This is a genomic window from Bradyrhizobium amphicarpaeae (assembly GCF_002266435.3).
Lineage (GTDB): Bacteria > Pseudomonadota > Alphaproteobacteria > Rhizobiales > Xanthobacteraceae > Bradyrhizobium > Bradyrhizobium amphicarpaeae.
Map to the genome: position 1 here is coordinate 6,208,716 of NZ_CP029426.2, position 16,782 is coordinate 6,225,497.

At 65.6% G+C, this 16,782-nt stretch carries 15 protein-coding genes and 1 other RNA gene; 11 read left to right on the forward strand and 5 right to left on the reverse strand.

Annotation, left to right across the window (positions count from 1 at the left end):
• Nucleotides 1-77: 77 nt before the first annotated feature.
• The 3 genes from CIT40_RS29155 to CIT40_RS29165 are packed head-to-tail and all read left to right on the forward strand — an operon-like array spanning nucleotide 78 to nucleotide 4,056.
• The gene (locus CIT40_RS29155) at nucleotides 78-542 is read left to right on the forward strand and encodes a (2Fe-2S)-binding protein (RefSeq protein WP_193550891.1); all 465 of its coding nucleotides are present in this window, start codon (nucleotides 78-80) and stop codon (nucleotides 540-542) included.
• Between the two features lie 8 nt (nucleotides 543-550).
• Entirely contained in the window at nucleotides 551-2,716 is a 2,166-nt protein-coding gene (locus CIT40_RS29160) for a xanthine dehydrogenase family protein molybdopterin-binding subunit (protein WP_162307727.1), read from the forward strand.
• Entirely contained in the window at nucleotides 2,713-4,056 is a 1,344-nt protein-coding gene (locus CIT40_RS29165; RefSeq protein WP_094893321.1) for a c-type cytochrome, read from the forward strand. Before CIT40_RS29160 ends, CIT40_RS29165 begins: the two co-directional genes overlap by 4 nt.
• A 194-nt stretch (nucleotides 4,057-4,250) precedes the next feature.
• Here CIT40_RS29165 and CIT40_RS29170 read toward each other — a convergent pair whose 3' ends face one another.
• From CIT40_RS29170 to CIT40_RS29190, 5 genes are all read right to left on the reverse strand, one after another.
• The gene (locus CIT40_RS29170) at nucleotides 4,251-5,075 is read right to left on the reverse strand and encodes a TIGR00282 family metallophosphoesterase (protein ID WP_162307728.1); all 825 of its coding nucleotides are present in this window, start codon (nucleotides 5,073-5,075) and stop codon (nucleotides 4,251-4,253) included.
• Complete coding sequence (locus CIT40_RS29175) at nucleotides 5,053-5,649, reverse strand: 5-formyltetrahydrofolate cyclo-ligase (protein ID WP_094893541.1); 597 nt, start codon at nucleotides 5,647-5,649, stop codon at nucleotides 5,053-5,055. The genes CIT40_RS29170 and CIT40_RS29175 overlap by 23 nt, the downstream gene beginning before the upstream one ends.
• A gap of 78 nt (nucleotides 5,650-5,727) precedes the next feature.
• Nucleotides 5,728-5,888, reverse strand: a non-coding RNA gene (gene ssrS / locus CIT40_RS29180) — 6S RNA.
• A gap of 262 nt (nucleotides 5,889-6,150) precedes the next feature.
• Nucleotides 6,151-6,534 (reverse strand): cell division protein ZapA, encoded by a 384-nt coding sequence (locus CIT40_RS29185; protein WP_094893319.1) that lies wholly within the window; start codon nucleotides 6,532-6,534, stop codon nucleotides 6,151-6,153.
• The gene (locus CIT40_RS29190) at nucleotides 6,531-6,851 is read right to left on the reverse strand and encodes a DUF4164 domain-containing protein (protein ID WP_167443381.1); all 321 of its coding nucleotides are present in this window, start codon (nucleotides 6,849-6,851) and stop codon (nucleotides 6,531-6,533) included. The genes CIT40_RS29185 and CIT40_RS29190 overlap by 4 nt, the downstream gene beginning before the upstream one ends.
• 369 nt (nucleotides 6,852-7,220) lie before the next feature.
• On the opposite strand from CIT40_RS29190, the gene tkt reads away from it, so the two are divergent.
• The 8 genes from tkt to CIT40_RS29230 all read left to right on the forward strand — a co-directional run bounded on the left by tkt (nucleotide 7,221) and on the right by CIT40_RS29230 (nucleotide 16,757).
• Entirely contained in the window at nucleotides 7,221-9,206 is a 1,986-nt protein-coding gene (gene tkt, locus CIT40_RS29195) for a transketolase (protein ID WP_094893318.1), read from the forward strand.
• A gap of 148 nt (nucleotides 9,207-9,354) precedes the next feature.
• Nucleotides 9,355-10,362 carry a type I glyceraldehyde-3-phosphate dehydrogenase gene (gene gap, locus CIT40_RS29200; RefSeq protein ID WP_094893317.1) on the forward strand — a complete coding sequence of 336 codons (1,008 nt, stop codon included), beginning with the start codon at nucleotides 9,355-9,357 and terminating at the stop codon, nucleotides 10,360-10,362.
• 153 nt (nucleotides 10,363-10,515) lie between these two features.
• Nucleotides 10,516-11,712 (forward strand): phosphoglycerate kinase, encoded by a 1,197-nt coding sequence (locus tag CIT40_RS29205; protein ID WP_094893316.1) that lies wholly within the window; start codon nucleotides 10,516-10,518, stop codon nucleotides 11,710-11,712.
• A gap of 39 nt (nucleotides 11,713-11,751) precedes the next feature.
• Entirely contained in the window at nucleotides 11,752-12,819 is a 1,068-nt protein-coding gene (gene fba, locus CIT40_RS29210) for a class II fructose-bisphosphate aldolase (protein ID WP_094893315.1), read from the forward strand.
• 237 nt (nucleotides 12,820-13,056) lie between these two features.
• Nucleotides 13,057-14,082 (forward strand): class I fructose-bisphosphate aldolase, encoded by a 1,026-nt coding sequence (locus tag CIT40_RS29215; RefSeq protein WP_094893314.1) that lies wholly within the window; start codon nucleotides 13,057-13,059, stop codon nucleotides 14,080-14,082.
• Nucleotides 14,083-14,085: 3 nt separating this feature from the next.
• Entirely contained in the window at nucleotides 14,086-14,775 is a 690-nt protein-coding gene (locus tag CIT40_RS29220) for a thiamine phosphate synthase (protein ID WP_162307729.1), read from the forward strand.
• Nucleotides 14,776-14,783: 8 nt separating this feature from the next.
• Nucleotides 14,784-15,872, forward strand: coding sequence for a tetratricopeptide repeat protein (locus tag CIT40_RS29225; protein ID WP_094893313.1), 1,089 nt, complete (start codon nucleotides 14,784-14,786; stop codon nucleotides 15,870-15,872).
• 99 nt (nucleotides 15,873-15,971) lie between these two features.
• Nucleotides 15,972-16,757, forward strand: a complete 786-nt coding sequence (locus tag CIT40_RS29230; protein ID WP_094893312.1) for an inositol monophosphatase family protein — start codon at nucleotides 15,972-15,974, stop codon at nucleotides 16,755-16,757.
• The last annotated feature ends 25 nt before the right edge of the window (nucleotides 16,758-16,782 follow it).

Sequence of the window (16,782 nt, forward strand, 5' to 3'; positions counted from 1 at the left end):
CGCATCGGTGTGGCTATTGTCGCGCGCGATTCGCCGACTAGATCGCCGCAAGCGATCGAGCGAGCAAGGGGATGCATATGGCAATTGTTCTCACCATCAACGGCGAAACGAAATCGTTCGACGCGCCACCTGAAATGCCGCTGCTGTGGGTGCTGCGCGACATCCTCGGCATGACTGGCACCAAGTTCGGCTGCGGCATCGCGCAATGCGGGGCCTGCACGGTGCATGTCGACGGCAAGGCGGTGCGCTCCTGCGTGTTGCCTGTGAGCGCAATCGCGAACCGCGCCATCACCACGATCGAACATGTCGGCAGCACGCCAGCGGGCGCGAAGGTGCAGAAGGCCTGGCTCGATGCCGAAGTGATCCAGTGCGGCTATTGCCAGTCCGGCCAGATCATGTCCGCCGCAGCATTGCTGACGGCAACGCCGAATCCCGATGATTCCGACATCGACGCCGCGATGGCCGGCAACATCTGCCGCTGCGGCACCTATGTGCGCATCCGCGAGGCCATCAAGCAGGCCGCCAACGGCCGTCAGTCGTGAGAATTGCCATGAATGCACACAACAGCGTCTCCCGCCGTACGCTCCTGACCGGCGGCCTCGCCACCGGTTTCCTGCTCGCCTTCCACCTGCCGCTCCGCGCCGCCGGCAACGAGCCGGCGCAACGCGACGTCACCGAAGGCAAGTTCGCGCCCAACGCCTTCATCCGCATCGATGAGACCGGCCGCACCGTCCTGATGATGCCGCAGGTCGAGATGGGCCAGGGCACTTACACGTCGATCTCGGCCGTGATCGCCGAAGAGCTCGACGCAGACTGGAGCAGGGTCGAGGTCCAGCACGCCCCGCCCAACGACAAGCTCTACGCCAACCCGACCTTCGGCTTGCAAGTCACCGGCAATTCCAACTCGATCCGCGCCTGGTGGCTGCCGCTGCGCAAGGCCGGCGCGACCGCACGCGCCATGCTGGTGCAGGCCGCGGCCAGCCAATGGGGCGTCGAGCCCTCAAGCTGCACGGCGTCGAAGGGCGAAGTCGCGCATGCCGCGACCGGCCGCAAGCTCGGCTATGGCGAGCTGGCGCTTGCCGCGCAGGGCCAGACGCCGCCCAAGGACGTCACTATCAAGGATCCCAAGGACTTCGTCCTGATCGGCCAGCCGCTGAAGCGGCTCGATACGCCCGAGAAGACCAACGGCAAGGCGCTCTACGGCATCGACGCGATCCTGCCCGGCATGAAGATCGCCGTGATCGCTAATTGCCCGGTGTTCGGCGGCAAACTCGGCAAGGTCGACGACACAGCCGCGATGAAAGTCGCCGGCGTGCGCAAGGTCGTCGTGCTCGACGACGCCGTCGCCGTGATCGGCGATCACATGTGGGCGGCCAAGAAAGGTCTCGAAGCGCTCAAGATCGCGTGGAACGAGGGACCGAACGCCAGGATTTCCACCAAGGACATCTGGGACGATCTGCGCAAGGCCAGCGCGAAAGACGGCGCGATCGCGAAGTCCGAAGGCGACATCGCCAAGGCGCTCGCCAGCGGTGACAAATTCGAGGCCGCTTACGAGCTGCCGTTCCTCGCGCATGCCTCGATGGAGCCGATCAACGCCACCGTCCACGTCAGGCCCGATGCCTGCGAGATCTGGACCGGCACGCAGATCATGACCCGCGTGCAGGCCACGGCGGCACAGGCCGCAGGCCTTCCTGTCGACAAGGTGATCGTCAACCAGCACCTGCTCGGCGGCGGCTTCGGCCGCAAGCTCGAGCCCGACATGGTGATCGCCGCGGTGAAAATTGCAAAACAGGTCGACTATCCCGTCAAGGTGATCTGGACCCGCGAGGAGGATATCCAGCACGACGTCTATCGTCCTGTTTATCGCGACCAGATCACGGCGTCGCTGGTGGACGGCAAGGTCGCCGGCTGGAAATACAAGGTTGCCGGCTCCGCCGTGCTGGCGCGCTGGCTGCCGCCGGCCTTCCAGAAGGGCATCGACATCGACGCGATCGATGCCGCCGTCGATGCACCGTACGATTTCGCCAATTTCCACGTTGAATATGTCCAGGTGGAGCCGCCGGCGGTGCCGACCGGCTTCTGGCGCGGTGTCGGTCCGAACAACAACGTATTCGCGGTCGAATGCGCGATGGACGAACTGGCGCGCAAGGCCGGCAAGGACCCGATCGAATTCCGCAAGTCCATGCTGACGAAGAATCCGCGCATGCTCGCGGTGCTGAAGCAGGTCGCCGAAATATCCGGTTGGGGCGAGAAGCTGCCGGCGCGCGTCGGCCGCGGCGTCTGCGTACAGCCGTCGTTCGCGAGCTTCATCGCAACCGTGGTCGAAGCCGAGATCGACGATTACGGCGAGATCGCGCTGCGCCGCATCACCTCGGTGGTCGACACCGGCATCGCGGTGAACCCTGACACGGTGAAGGCGCAGATCGAGGGTGGCCTGATCTTCGGTCTCACCGCCGCGCTCTATGGCGAAATCACCATCGACAAGGGCCGCGTGCAGCAGTCGAACTTCCACGACTACCGCATGATGCGCATCAACGAGACGCCGAAGGTCGAGGTCATCGTGGTCAAGAGCGGCGAGGCGCCCGGCGGCATCGGCGAAGCTGGTGTCAACGCCGGACCGCCGGCCCTGCGCAACGCGATCTACGCCGCAACCGGCGTGGCGCTGCGGCGCCTGCCGATCGATCGGAAACTGCTGGCTGCGGGGAAGAAGGCATGAGCGGCAAGATGCGTATCCTTACAAGCCTGGTCGTGATCGCCATTGTCGCCGGCGCAATCGGAGTCTGGATCATCCGCGGGCCCGGCCCGCTCGACTTTTCCGGCGGCACGAAAGTGGCGCTGGCGGACTATCGCGCCGGCAAGCCGAGCGGCGTGCCGGCCAAGCTGGAGAAGGCGAGTCTCGTCGAACGCGGTGAATACCTTGCGAAGGCGGCCGACTGCATGGTCTGCCACACCAAGCCCGGCGAGAAGGACTATGCCGGCGGACTCGCCTTCAAGCTGCCGTTCGGCACGCTCTATTCGACCAACATCACGCCGGACAAGGACACCGGCATCGGCAATTACAATGACCAGGATTTCCTGAACGCGGTCCAGCACGGCAAGCGCCGTGACGGCGCGCGGCTCTATCCGGCGATGCCTTACACGTCCTACACCTTCATGACCGACGAGGACGTGCTGGCGGTGAAGGCGTATCTGTTCAGCCTTCCGGCGGTGCGCGCCAAGGCGCCGGACAATATGCTGTCGTTCCCGTTCAACCAGCGCTGGGCGATGATCGTCTGGTCGGCCGTGTTCAATCCGGACACGCGCTTTGCGCCCGACACCTCGAAAAGCCCGGAGTGGAATCGCGGTGCGTATCTCGCGGAGGCCCTGGCGCATTGCGGCGAATGCCACACCCCGCGTAATCTCGGCTTTGCGCTGGACAACCGCAGGAAGTTCGCCGGCGCGATCACGGCGGGCTGGCGCGCCTTCAACATCTCTTCCGACAAGGCGACTGGTCTCGGCAATTGGAGCGACCAGGACCTGATCTCGTATTTGTCGCTCGGCCATGCGCCGGGCCATGGCGCGGCCTCGGGTCCGATGGGTGAAGCGGTCGACCACAGTTTCAGCAAGTTCGCGCCGGAGGATATCCGCAGCGTCGTTGCGTATCTGCGCAGCGTGCCGCCGCAGCCCTCGCCCGACCTGCCGGCGACCACAGCGCCGGTCGCGCCCGCCTCGCACAAGGACGGCGTCACGGCGGATGCGCGTGGCAAGATGCTGTTCGCCGGTGCCTGCGCCAGCTGCCACGGCTGGAGCGGCGAGAGCCCGGTCTCGCCGATGGCGACGCTGACTGGCACCTGGGCGGTCAACGATCCCGCCGCCACCAACGTCGCGCAGATCGTGCTGTCGGGGACCAAGCGGCACACGCCAGATGGCGCGCTGTCGATGCCGGCATTCGGCGAAGCCTACACCGACGACGAGATCGCGGCGGTGGCGAATTACGTCACGGCGCGGTTCGGTGCGAAGGGCTCGAAGCTCACGGCGAAGGATGTGGCGGAGCTAAGGGAGCAAACGGCGGAGTAGGTTTCGCCGAAAACACCACTGCCCTTCTCCCCTTGTGGGAGAAGGTGGCGCGAAGCGCCGGATGAGGGGTTGTCTCCGCGAATTCAAACGCGACAGACTCACATGCGGAGAGAACCCCTCACCCGTCTCGCCGCGATGCGGCGAGCCACCCTCTCCCACAAGGGGCGAGGGTGCACCGGCAACGCCGGCGAAAATCAGCTCAACCAGAATTTCGGCGTCGCCGGCTCCAGTCGTCCACCCATCCGCACCGGCGCGATCTTCAGCGCGAGGCCCGTTGCGTCATCCGTCTCCACCGCCACACCGCTGAGCGTCGCCGCGCCCGCCGCGGGCTCAAACCGCCCCGACGGAATCCCCGACGTGAATCTCCGCAGCGGTTCTTCCTTCTGCATGCCGATGATGGAGTCGTAATCGCCGGTCATGCCGGCATCGGTCATGTAGGCGGTGCCGCCTGACAGGATCTGGTGATCGGCGGTCGGCACATGTGTGTGGGTGCCGACGACGAGGCTGGCGCGGCCGTCGCAGAAGAAGCCGATGCCCTGCTTCTCGCTGCTCGCCTCGCAATGGAAATCGACGACGATGGCGTCGGCGGCGACGCCGAGCGGACAGGCCCCGAGCTCGCGCTCCAGCGCGGCAAAGGGATCGTCGAACGGGGTCATGAAGACGCGGCCGAGTGCGTTGACGACGAGCGCGTGCTTGCCGTTCTTGGTCTCGACCAGGGCGGCGCCGCGGCCGGGCGTGCCGCGCGGATAGTTCGCCGGACGCACCAGGCGATCGGCACGCTCGATGAACACCAGCGCCTCGCGCTGGTCCCAGGAGTGGTTGCCGAGCGTCACCGCGTCGGCGCCGGCCTCGACGAACTCGTTGTAGATCGCTTCGGTGATGCCAAAACCGCCGGCCGAATTCTCGCCGTTGACGACGACGAGATCGAGCGACCAGTCCTTGACCATTCCTGGAAGATATTCTGCGATAGCGTCGCGCCCGGCTCGGCCGACGACATCACCCACGAAGAGAATGCGCAACTTCAGAACTCCGGAAATCGAACACGTCCGATTCCGTTAGCACATAATCGAGCGCCACGTCGTGCGATAGTGCCGGAACCGCCTTGATCTCCTGCGCCGCAAAAGCCAGCCCGATGCCGACGATGTTCTTGGTCTTGCGCAGATGCGCGAAGGTGAAATCGTAATGCCCCGCACCATAGCCGATGCGATGGCCGAGACGATCGAAGGCCGCGAGCGGCGTCAGCATGATGTCGGGAATGACTTCTTCGGCGGCCGGCGACGGCTCGGGAATGCCGAGCGGGCCGAGCATCAGGCGATCGGTCGGATGGAAGACGCGGAAGACCAGCGACTGGCCGCGGGCGGTGACGCAAGGCAGCGCCAGCTTTGCACCCTGCTCCGCGAGCCTCTTGAGCAGCGGCATCGGATCGATCTCGCTGCGGATCGGCGAATAGCCGGAGACGATGCTGCCGGGCAGCAGATCGAACGGCAGACCCCGTTTGGCGAGCTTTGCGGCGGCGGCGCTGCGCTTCTTCTCGCTCAGCGCGTCACGCGCGGCGAGGGCTTTGGCACGGAGTTCGGCTTTGGTGTTGGTCATGCGCTGGGCCCCCAAGGTCATCACCCGAACCGCAGTCTGACGCGCAAATTCGACAGGCACAAACCAAGCAAACAAAAGTGCGAAGCCGCGTACGCCGTTGAAGCACTCGATCCCGGAGTTCCCTACGAAAGTAGGTGGGCACCATATGTCCGGGCCCACGGGCCCGGCCAGGGACAGTTCCCTAAAGGATCGATAAGGCCCCGGGGATATATGGCTCCTGACGCGCGTCGCAGCCTCGCTCGGGCAATGTAACAACGATACTGACGAATCGCCAGTGCGACGCAGCGCTTTCGCAGCGCGCTTTCCTACCCTCCCCTGGAGGGGGAGGGTCGGCTCACGTGGAGCGCAGCGGAATGTGAGACGGGGTGGGGTGACGGTCTCTCCACATCCAACAGTGCCCGAGTGGAGAGATCACCCCACCCCGCTCGCGCTGCGCGCGATCGACCCTCCCCCTCAAGGGGAGGGTAAGGCCCGCGGCTCCATTGAGCCCAACAATTGATTTCAGCCGATCGCGATGCCGTTTCCGACGGTCCGGTTCAGCACCTGGGTCGACTTCTCGATGCGTTCGGCGGCCGCGTTCAGCGCGTTGACCACGGCGGTCTGCGTCATCCGGGCGCGCTCGACGGCGGCGTTGCGGAAGTCCCTGAGCTCGGTCAGCTCCTGCTCCATGGTGCGGAGACGGTTGCCGGTATCGACCAGCTCGTCGCAGACGGTCAACGCCGCCATCACGGTGAGGCGCGCATCGCCGATCTCGCCGAATTTTCCGCGCAACGACTGGATGCGGGTCTCCAGGCTCTCGGCGAGCTTGAGCAGCCGCACCTCCTGGCCCTCCTCGCAGGCCATGCGGTATTGCCGGCCATTGATGGTGACGTTGATGTGGCTCATCCGTCCTCTCCGGTATCGAGCACCGAGCGTATCGTGACGATCGCGGAATCCAGCCGATCGGAAATCTCGCGGTTGCTGCGCTCGAGCTTGCGCGCCTTCACCAGCGCGCCATCGAGCTCGTCGGCAAGCCGCGAGCGATCCGCGCCCAGCGCCTGGATTCGTGCCGCGAGTTCGTTCTCGTCGCGATCGGCGTCGCGCCGCCGCTCCACCGCGCTTTCGAGCGCGTCGAGAGCCGCCGTCAACCTGCGGGTCGCGATCTCGATCTCGACCGCAGAAGACTCCGTCATGGCAGCACTGTTGGAGACGCGATCGTTCATGCAGTCAGCGGTGAAACCTGGAGGCCTTTGCCCAGTGGCCTTTTCCTGGAGCTCGCCGGCCGGCAAAAGACTCGGTTCGGCAAGTGGTTAGAAGCAGAAATTTACAAAGCAAGCTAGCCCAGCGCAACGCCGCCGCGAAACTATGCACCGATCAATCGGGATGGGGGTGTCCCGGGCATCAGTTCCGCTGCGCGCAGTCTGTGGGGAAACGATCTCCACAGAGGCAACTTTTGCGGCCGAATCGGCGTTTGACTGCCTTGGACTCCCGGAACCGAGATGCTATCCCAGCCCCGATCTTCGCGGCCGCCAGGCTCCTCCGGCGCAGGCGTTCGTCGCCTCCAAGCGCCTCATTTCAGACGGATTTCAGACATGACGCAGGTCGACCACAACCGCATGGCCAACGCGATCCGCGGCCTTTCGATGGACGCTGTCGAGAAGGCAAAATCGGGCCATCCCGGCCTGCCGATGGGTGCGGCCGACATCGCCACGGTCCTGTTCACGCAGTTCCTGAAATTCGATATCGCTGCGACCGAATGGCCGGACCGCGACCGCTTCGTGCTCTCGGCCGGCCACGGCTCGATGCTGCTCTATTCGCTGCTCCATCTCCTCGGCAGCCCCGAGATGACGATCGACCAGCTCAAGAATTTCCGGCAGCTGGGGTCGCTGACCCCGGGCCATCCCGAACACGGGCACACTAAAGGCATCGAGACCACCACCGGTCCGCTCGGCCAGGGCATCTCGACCGCGGTCGGCATGGCGCTCGCCGAGAAGATGCTCGCCGCCGAGTTCGGCAAGAAGATCGTCGACCATCACACCTACGTGCTGGCCTCGGACGGCGACCTGATGGAGGGCATCTCGCAGGAAGCGATCGCGATGGCGGGGCACTGGAAGCTCAACAAGCTGATCGTGCTCTATGACGACAACGGCATCTCGATCGACGGTCCAACCTCGATCGCCGACTCCGTCGACCAGGTGAAGCGCTTCAAGGCGTGCGGCTGGGCCGCCGAGAAGATCGACGGCCACGACCAGGCGGCCATTGCCGCCGCCATCACCCGCGCGCAGAAATCCAGCAAGCCGACGCTGATCGCCTGTCGCACCACGATCGGCTTCGGCGCGCCGCACAAGCAAGGCACCTCGAAGGTGCACGGCGAGGCGCTCGGCGCCGATGAGCTCAAGGCCGCCAAGGAAAATCTCGGCATTTCGCTCGAGCCGTTCTCGGTGCCCGACGACGTGCTGAAGGCCTGGCGTGCGGCCGGCAGCCGCGGCGCTTCCGCGCGGCAGGAATGGGAAACGCGGCTCGGTGAGCTCGGCAGCCGCAAGCGCGCCGAGTTCGAGCGCCGCCTGCGCCACGAGCGGCCGGCCGCGCTCGCCAAGGCGTTCAAGAGCTACAAGAAGGAGCTGCTCGAAAAGCCGATGAATGCGGCCACTCGCAAATCCTCCGAAGCGGTGATCGAAGTCATCGCCGGCGCGATGCCGATGGAATTCCTGGCGGGCTCGGCCGACCTCACCGGCTCCAACAACAACAAGGCGAAATCGGCGACCGCCTTCTCGGCCAAGACCCCGAAGGGCCGCTTCATCCATTACGGCATCCGCGAGCACGGCATGTGCGCGGCGATGAACGGCATCTTCCTGCATGGCGGTTTCGCGCCGAACGGGGCGACCTTCCTGGTCTTCACCGACTATGCGCGTCCGGCGATGCGCCTTGCGGCGCTGATGGGCACCGGCGTCGTCTACGTGATGACGCACGACTCCATCGGCCTCGGCGAGGACGGCCCGACCCATCAGCCGGTCGAGCATCTCTCCGCACTTCGCGCCATTCCGAACATGCGCGTGTTTCGTCCCTGCGATGCGATGGAGGTGGCCGAGTGCTGGGAGCTCGCGCTCAACCGTACCGACGGCCCGACCGTGCTGGCGCTGACGCGGCAGAACCTGCCACAGCTGCGTACCACCGCGACGAACGACAATCCCTGCGCAGCTGGCGCTTACGAACTGGTCGCCGCACAGGGCGAAGCCAAGGCGACGCTGTTCGCCTCGGGTTCCGAGGTTGAGATGGCGGTCGCCGCCCAGAAGCAGCTGGCCGAGCGTGGCGTTCCGACACGGGTCGTCTCGGTGCCGTCCCTCGAACTGTTGTTAGCGCAACCAAAGGAACGCCGCGACGCGATCATCGGCAACGCGCCGGTTAAGGTCGCGATCGAGGCCGCCGTGCGCTGGGGCTGGGACGCCGTGATCGGCCAGGATGGCGAGTTTGTCGGCATGCACTCTTTCGGTGCCAGCGCCCCGCTGAACAAGGTCTTCCAGCACTTCGGTATTACCGCCGAGGCCGCGGTTAACGCTGTCCTGAAGCGCGTTTCCTGAGTGTTGAGCTTGCCCGAAAAAAGGACTAGGTAATCTCTCATATGATCAAGCCCCGCCCGGCTGAACCGGGCGTCCGCCCCTAAAAAACCCTCGCAGGCGCGTATAGCGCGTTGTGCGGGATGACAACGGTCATTGAAGGAGACGAAACATGGCAGTCCGCGTTGGAATTAACGGTTTTGGCCGCATCGGCCGCAACATCCTGCGGGCTATCGCCGAGTCCGGCCGCAAGGACATCGAGGTCGTCGGCATCAACGACCTCGGCCCGGTCGAGACCAACGCCCATCTGCTCCGCTTCGACAGCGTCCATGGCCGCTTCCCCGGCACCGTCACCGTCGACGGTGATACGATCAATCTCGGCGGCGGCAAGATCAAGGTGACCGCCGAGCGCGACCCCTCGAAGCTGCCCTGGAAGGATCTCGGCGTCGACATCGCGATGGAATGCACCGGCATCTTCACCTCGAAGGACAAGGCGTCCGCGCATCTCGCCGCCGGCGCCAAGCGCGTTCTCGTTTCCGCGCCCGCCGACGGCGCCGATGCCACCATCGTCTACGGCGTCAACCACGAGACGCTGACCAAGGATCACCTGATCATCTCCAACGGCTCCTGCACCACCAACTGCCTGGCGCCGGTTGCCAAGGTGCTGAACGATCTGGTCGGCATCGAGACCGGCTTCATGACCACCATCCACGCCTATACCGGCGACCAGCCGACGCTCGACACCATGCACAAGGATCTCTATCGCGGCCGCGCGGCGGCGATGTCGATGATCCCGACCTCGACCGGTGCCGCGAAGGCGATCGGCCTCGTGCTGCCGGAGCTCAAGGGCAAGCTCGACGGCGTCGCGATCCGCGTGCCGACCCCGAACGTCTCGGTCATCGATCTCAAGATCGTCGCCAAGCGCGCCACCGACGCCAAGGAGATCAACGCGGCGATGAAGCGCGCCAGCGAGCAGCAGCTCAAGGGCATCCTCGGCTACACCAGTGCGCCGAACGTCTCGATCGACTTCAACCATGATCCGCACTCCTCGACCTTCCACGAGGACCAGACCAAGGTGCAGAACGGCACGCTGGTGCGCGTGATGTCCTGGTACGACAACGAGTGGGGCTTCTCGAACCGCATGGCGGACACCGCCGCCGCGATCGCGAAGGTGATCTGAGTAAGGGTCTCGTGTCCCGGACGCGGTGCGGCGCGCAGCGCTGCTCCGCAGAGCCGGGACCCATTCAACTGCGGGACTCGCTGTGATGTGGGTCCCGGTTCTGCAGCGCATCGCTCCGCGGCTCGCGCAGCGCACGGGACAAGAGAGCCAGACATGACCAACAAATTCCGCACCCTCGACGACGTCGAATTGAAGGGCAAGCGCGTGCTGCTGCGCGTCGATCTGAACGTGCCCATGGACAATGGCCGCGTCAGCGACACGACCCGGCTCGAGCGCGTCGCGCCGACCATCTCCGAAATCTCGGACAAGGGCGGCAAGGTCATCCTGCTCGCGCATTTCGGCCGGCCGAAGGGGCGCGATGCCAAGGACTCGCTCAAGCCGGTCGCCGAGGCGCTGGCGAAAGTGGTGAAGAAGCCCGTCGCCTTCGCCGACGACTGCATCGGCGAGCCGGCGGCGAAAGCCGTCGCGGCGCTGAAGGACGGCGACATCCTCTGCCTGGAAAACACCCGCTTCCACAAAGAGGAAGAGAAGAACGATCCGGCCTTCGTCGCGGAATTGGCCAAGCTCGGCGACATCTGGGTCAATGACGCGTTCTCGGCGGCGCACCGCGCCCACGCCACGACCGAAGGCCTCGGCCACAAGCTGCCGGCCTATGCCGGTCGCACCATGCAGGCCGAGCTCGATGCGCTGGAGAAGGCGCTGGGCTCGCCGACCAAGCCCGTCATCGCGATCATCGGCGGCGCAAAAGTCTCGACCAAGATCGACCTGCTCGAAAACCTCGTCAGCAAGGTCGACGCGCTCGTGATCGGCGGCGGCATGGCCAACACCTTCCTGCACGCGCAGGGCGTCGGAATCGGCAAGTCGCTAGCCGAGAAGGATCTCGCCCCGACCGCGCTGCGCATCATGGAGAAGGCGGAAGCCGCCAACTGCGCCATCATCCTCCCGGTCGACGCTACCGTCGCCTATCATTTCGCCGCCAACGCGCCGTCGCACGCCTATGGGCTCGATGCGATCCCGGCCGACGGCATGATCCTCGACGTCGGCCCGCAATCGATCGCCCGCGTCCATGCCGCGATCGACGATGCGGCGACCCTGGTCTGGAACGGCCCGCTCGGCGCCTTCGAGATGCAGCCGTTCGACCGCGGCACGATGGCGGCCGCCAGGCACGCCGCCGAGCGCACCAAGGCGAAAAAACTGATCTCGATCGCGGGCGGCGGCGACACCGTTGCGGCCCTCAACCAGGCCCATGTGGCCGGTGACTTCACCTATGTTTCGACCGCCGGTGGCGCATTTCTTGAATGGATGGAAGGCAAGCCCCTGCCCGGCGTTGAAGTTCTGCGCATCAAGTAAGCAAGCGGCCTTTGAGGCCCCAACGGGAGAACAAGACAGATGGCTCGGATCACGTTACGTCAATTGCTCGACCACGCGGCGGAGAACGATTACGGCGTACCGGCCTTCAACATCAACAATATGGAGCAGGCGCTGGCGATCATGGACGCGGCCAACCAGGTCGACGCGCCCGTCATCATCCAGGCCTCGCGCGGCGCGCGCTCCTACGCCAACGACATCATGCTCAAGCACATGATGGACGCGGTCACCGAAATCTATCCGCACATCCCGGTCTGCGTGCATCTCGACCACGGCAACGAGGCCGCGACCTGCATGACCGCGATCCAGGCCGGCTTCACCTCCGTCATGATGGACGGCTCGCTGAAGGCCGACGGCAAGACCCCCGGCGACTGGACCTACAATGTCGGCGTCACCAAGACCGTGACCGACATGGCTCATCTCGGCGGCATCTCCGTGGAAGGCGAGCTCGGCGTGCTCGGCTCGCTCGAAACCGGCATGGGCGACAAGGAAGACGGCCACGGCGCCGAGGGCAAGCTCAGCCACGACCAGCTCCTGACCAATCCGGACGAAGCCGTGAAGTTCGTGCAGGAGACCAAGGTCGACGCGCTCGCGATCGCGATGGGCACCTCGCACGGCGCCTACAAGTTCACCCGCAAGCCCGACGGCAACATCCTCGCCATGAACGTGATCGAGGAGATCCACCGCAAGCTGCCGAACACGCATCTGGTGATGCACGGCTCGTCGTCGGTGCCGCAGGATTTGCAGGAGATCATCAACGCCAATGGCGGCAAGATGAAGCCGACCTGGGGCGTGCCGGTGGCCGAGATCCAGCGCGGCATCAAGAACGGCGTGCGCAAGATCAACATCGACACCGACAACCGCATGGCGATGACCGGCCAGATCCGCAAGGTGCTCAAGGACAATCCGGAAGAGTTCGATCCGCGCAAATATCTGAAGCCGGCGATGGAAGCCATGACCAAGCTGTGCAAGCAGCGGCTGCAGGAATTCAACACCGCCGGCCAGGCCGCCAAGATCAAGAAGGTGCTGACCACCGCCGACATGGCCAAGCGGTACGCCAAGGGCGAGCTGGATCCGAAGGTCGCGTAAGCCTCCGTCCACTGTGTTAACGCCTTCACAATTGAGTTCACGAGAAGTCGTCATGCCCGGGCTTGTCCCGGGCATCCACGTTCTGGGGCTCCGGGGCTAGGCGTGGATGGCCGGGACAAGCCCGGCCATGACGCTGTGGAAGTCGGCGCCCCCCTGCGACGAACGTTAACTCGGCAATTGCCCGAGAACGGTCTAACTTCACGGGCAAGGGCAGAGTCGTTTTGGGAGGACCTCTCGATGAATCTGACTGAGCTCAATAAAGTCGCGACCGCCATGGTCGCATCGGGCAAGGGTATCCTTGCCGCCGACGAATCCTCCGGCACCATCAAGAAGCGGTTCGACGCGATCGGCGTGGACTCGACCGAAGACAACCGCCGCGACTATCGCGAGATGTTGTTCCGCTCCAGGGAGGCCATGAGCCGGTATATCTCCGGCGTGATCCTCTATGACGAGACGATCTGGCAGAATGCCGCGGACGGCACGCCGCTGGTCAAGCTGATCGAACAGAGCGGCGCCATTCCCGGCATCAAGGTGGACGAGGGCACGCAAGCCCTGCCGATGTGTCCGGGAGAGCTCGTCACCGTCGGACTGGACAAGCTCGCCGAGCGGCTGAAGAAGTACTACGAGCGCGGCGCACGCTTCGCCAAATGGCGAGGGGTGATCGACATCGGCAGTGGGATTCCCTCGATGACTGCGATCAGCGTCAATGCCCATGCGCTGGCCCGCTACGCCGCGCTGTGCCAGGCCGCGCAGATCGTGCCGATCGTGGAGCCCGAAGTGCTGATGGACGGCGACCACGACATCGACCGCTGCTATGAGGTCACCCAACGCGTGCTCAACAAGACGTTCCAGGAATTGCGCGTGCAGCGCGTCGCGCTCGAAGGCATGGTGCTGAAGCCCAACATGGCGATCTCAGGCAAGAAATGCCCGAAGCAGGCCTCGGTCGAGGAAGTCGCGGAGAAGACCATCCGGCTGCTGAAGGCTTGCGTGCCGGCGGCGGTGCCCGGCATCGCCTTCCTCTCCGGCGGCCAGTCGGATGAGGAGGCGACCGCGCATCTCAACGCCATGCACAAGCTCGGCCCGTTGCCCTGGGGCCTGACCTTCTCGTACGGCCGCGCGCTGCAGGCCGCGCCGCAGAAGGCCTGGGCCGGCAAGGCGGAGAATGTCGCAGCCGGCCAAACCGCCTTCAGCCATCGCGCGCGAATGAACGGCCTCGCCTCCAAAGGCGAATGGCAAAGCAGCCTGGAACAGAAAGCAGCCTAGATCTTGTCGAACAAACCGCCTCCGCCGCGCCCCGCGCCGCGCCTCTATCTCGCGACGCCCGTCGTCGATGATCCCGCTGCGCTTCTGGCCGAGCTGCCGGGCCTGCTTGGCGCCGCCGATGTCGCGGCCGTGCTGTTGCGGCTGAAGGAGACCGACCAGCGCACCATGATCTCGCGCATCAAGGCGCTCGCGCCGCCGGTGCAGAAGGCGGGCGCCGCGCTGCTGGTCGAGGGCCATGCCGAGCTGGTGGCGCGCGGCGGCGCCGATGGTGCGCACCTGCCCGGCATCGCCGCGCTGAAAGAGGCGCTGCCATCGCTCAAGCCCGATCGCATCGCCGGCGTCGGCGGGCTGACGACGCGGCACCATTCCATGGATGCGGGCGAGCTGGGCGCGGATTATTTGCTGTTCGGCGAGCCGGATGCGAAGGGCCAGCGTCCCCAGGCGCAGGCGATCGCGGAACGGATCGACTGGTGGGCCGAGCTGTTCGAGCCGCCCTGCGTCGGCTTTGCCATGTCGCTGCAGGAAGCCCACGACTTCGCGCTCAGCGGCGCCGATTTCGTGCTGGTCGGCGACTTCGTCTGGTCCGATCCGCGCGGGCCCAAGGCCGCGCTGATCGAAGCGGACGCCGCGATCAAGCAGGCCCATGCGACGGCGACGGCCGACCGGGATCCTGCAGGACAGGAGAACGGCTAGCGCCCGACATGAAGCTTCCCTGCATCACCATGCTGGCCACGCTGCTGCTCACGAGGCCCGCAACCGCGCAGCTTCAGATCGCGCCGCCGGCGACGATCCCGAGCGTTGCGCCCGAGAAGCAGAAGCCCAAGCCGCACGCGCTCACCAAGAAGAAAGAGGCCGCGCCGGCGCCGAAGCCTTCACCTTCGCCCTCGGCCTCGCCAAAACCGTCCCCATCGCCCAAGCCGGCCGCCACCGTGATCCCGGCGCCGCCAACCGACAATTCCAACGCCGATCTGGTGTTCGGCGCCTATCAGCGCGGCCAGTACAAGACGGCGTTCGACCTCGCCACCGCCCGCGCACAAGCGGGCGACCCCAAGGCGATGACCATGCTCGGCGAGCTCTATTCCAATGCCATGGGCATCCGGCGCGACTACGCCAAGGCCGCCGAATGGTATAAGCGCGCGGCCGACGCCGGCGACCGCGAGGCGATGTTCGCGCTCGCCATGCTGCGCATTTCGGGCCGCGGCGGCTCGCTCGACAAGAGCGAGGCGGTCAAGCTGATGGCGTCCGCCGCCAAGCTCGGCGAGCCCAAGGCGGCCTATAACCTCGCGCTGCTCTATCTGGACGGCCAGACCCTGCCGCAGGACGTCAGGCGCTCCGCCGAGCTGCTGCGCCAGGCCGCCGATGCCGGCCTGCCCGAGGCGCAATACGCGCTCGCAACCTTCTACAAGGAAGGCACCGGCGTGCCGAAGGACCCGGAACGCGCGGTGCGGCTGCTGCAGGCCGCCTCGCTCGCCGACAATGTCGATGCCGAGGTCGAATATGCCATCGCCATGTTCAACGGCACCGGCACCCCGAAGAACCAGCCGGCGGCCGTCGCCCTGCTGCGCAAGGCCTCGCGCCAGGGCAGCGCGATCGCGCAGAACCGGCTGGCCTGGGTGCTGATCAACGGCGTCGGCGCCCCCGTGGACAAGGTCGAGGGCTTCAAATGGCATCTGGTGGCCAAAACCTCCGGCAAGGGTGACCCCGAGCTCGACAAGCAGCTGTCCGACCTTCCGGCCGAGGACCGGGCCAAGGCCGAGGCCGCCGCCAAAAAGTGGCTCGGGGCCAAATGACTGGACGCAATGACTTGACCTGACGGCCCTTGCAGGGCACCCAATCCCTCAAACAGGCGCGCTTTCGCGCCCTTTCCCCCCGATCAAGACCCAGAGCTCATGCTGTATTCCGCCACTATCAATGTCATGGTCAAGGCCGCGCGCCGTGCCGGCCGCAGCCTCAAGCGCGATCTCGGCGAGATCGAGCATCTCCAGGTCTCGCTGAAGGGGCCGGCCAATTTCGTCTCGCTCGCCGACAAGCGCGCCGAGGAGATCGTCTACCAGGACCTCACCAAGGCGCGGCCCGGCTACGGCTTCATCGGCGAAGAGGGCGGCACCCGCGAGGGCAGCGACAAGAGCCACACCTGGATCGTCGATCCGCTCGACGGCACCACCAACTTCCTGCACGGCATCCCGCAATTCGCGATCTCGATCGGCCTCGTTCGCGAGGGCACCATCATCGCGGGCGTGATCTACAACCCTGCCAATGACGAGCTCTACATCGCCGAGCGCGGCAAGGGCGCCTTCCTCAACGACCAGCGCCTGCGGGTGGCCGGCCGCCGCCAGCTCAACGAATGCGTGGTGGCCTGCGGCCTGCCCCATATCGGCCGCGGCGACCACGAGGAATTCCGCCGCGAGATGACCGCGATCCAGGACCGCGTCGCCGGCCTGCGCCGCTTCGGCGCCGCCTCGCTCGACCTGGCCTTCGTCGCGGCGGGACGGCTGGACGGTTATTGGGAGCGGAATTTGCAGTCGTGGGACATTGCTGCCGGTATGCTGATGGTGCGCGAAGCCGGCGGAACGGTCAGCGATATCGCGACGCCGGGGGATGCGCTGGTGACGGGGAACGTGGTGTGCGGGAATGAGTACGTGCACGGGGAATTGGTGAAGATTTTGCGGAAGTAGGGGGAAGTGAGCGAGGGCGGCGCAC

Coding starts and splice junctions, on each gene's coding strand:
- CIT40_RS29185 (WP_094893319.1), bottom strand. CDS start 6,534: ATGAGCCACATCAACGTCACCATCAATGGCCGGCAATACCGCATGGCC.
- CIT40_RS29205 (WP_094893316.1), top strand. CDS start 10,516: ATGACCAACAAATTCCGCACCCTCGACGACGTCGAATTGAAGGGCAAG.
- fba (WP_094893315.1), top strand. CDS start 11,752: ATGGCTCGGATCACGTTACGTCAATTGCTCGACCACGCGGCGGAGAAC.
- CIT40_RS29215 (WP_094893314.1), top strand. CDS start 13,057: ATGAATCTGACTGAGCTCAATAAAGTCGCGACCGCCATGGTCGCATCG.
- CIT40_RS29160 (WP_162307727.1), top strand. CDS start 551: ATGAATGCACACAACAGCGTCTCCCGCCGTACGCTCCTGACCGGCGGC.
- CIT40_RS29155 (WP_193550891.1), top strand. CDS start 78: ATGGCAATTGTTCTCACCATCAACGGCGAAACGAAATCGTTCGACGCG.
- CIT40_RS29225 (WP_094893313.1), top strand. CDS start 14,784: ATGAAGCTTCCCTGCATCACCATGCTGGCCACGCTGCTGCTCACGAGG.
- tkt (WP_094893318.1), top strand. CDS start 7,221: ATGACGCAGGTCGACCACAACCGCATGGCCAACGCGATCCGCGGCCTT.
- CIT40_RS29165 (WP_094893321.1), top strand. CDS start 2,713: ATGAGCGGCAAGATGCGTATCCTTACAAGCCTGGTCGTGATCGCCATT.
- CIT40_RS29190 (WP_167443381.1), bottom strand. CDS start 6,851: ATGAACGATCGCGTCTCCAACAGTGCTGCCATGACGGAGTCTTCTGCG.
- CIT40_RS29175 (WP_094893541.1), bottom strand. CDS start 5,649: ATGACCAACACCAAAGCCGAACTCCGTGCCAAAGCCCTCGCCGCGCGT.
- gap (WP_094893317.1), top strand. CDS start 9,355: ATGGCAGTCCGCGTTGGAATTAACGGTTTTGGCCGCATCGGCCGCAAC.
- CIT40_RS29230 (WP_094893312.1), top strand. CDS start 15,972: ATGCTGTATTCCGCCACTATCAATGTCATGGTCAAGGCCGCGCGCCGT.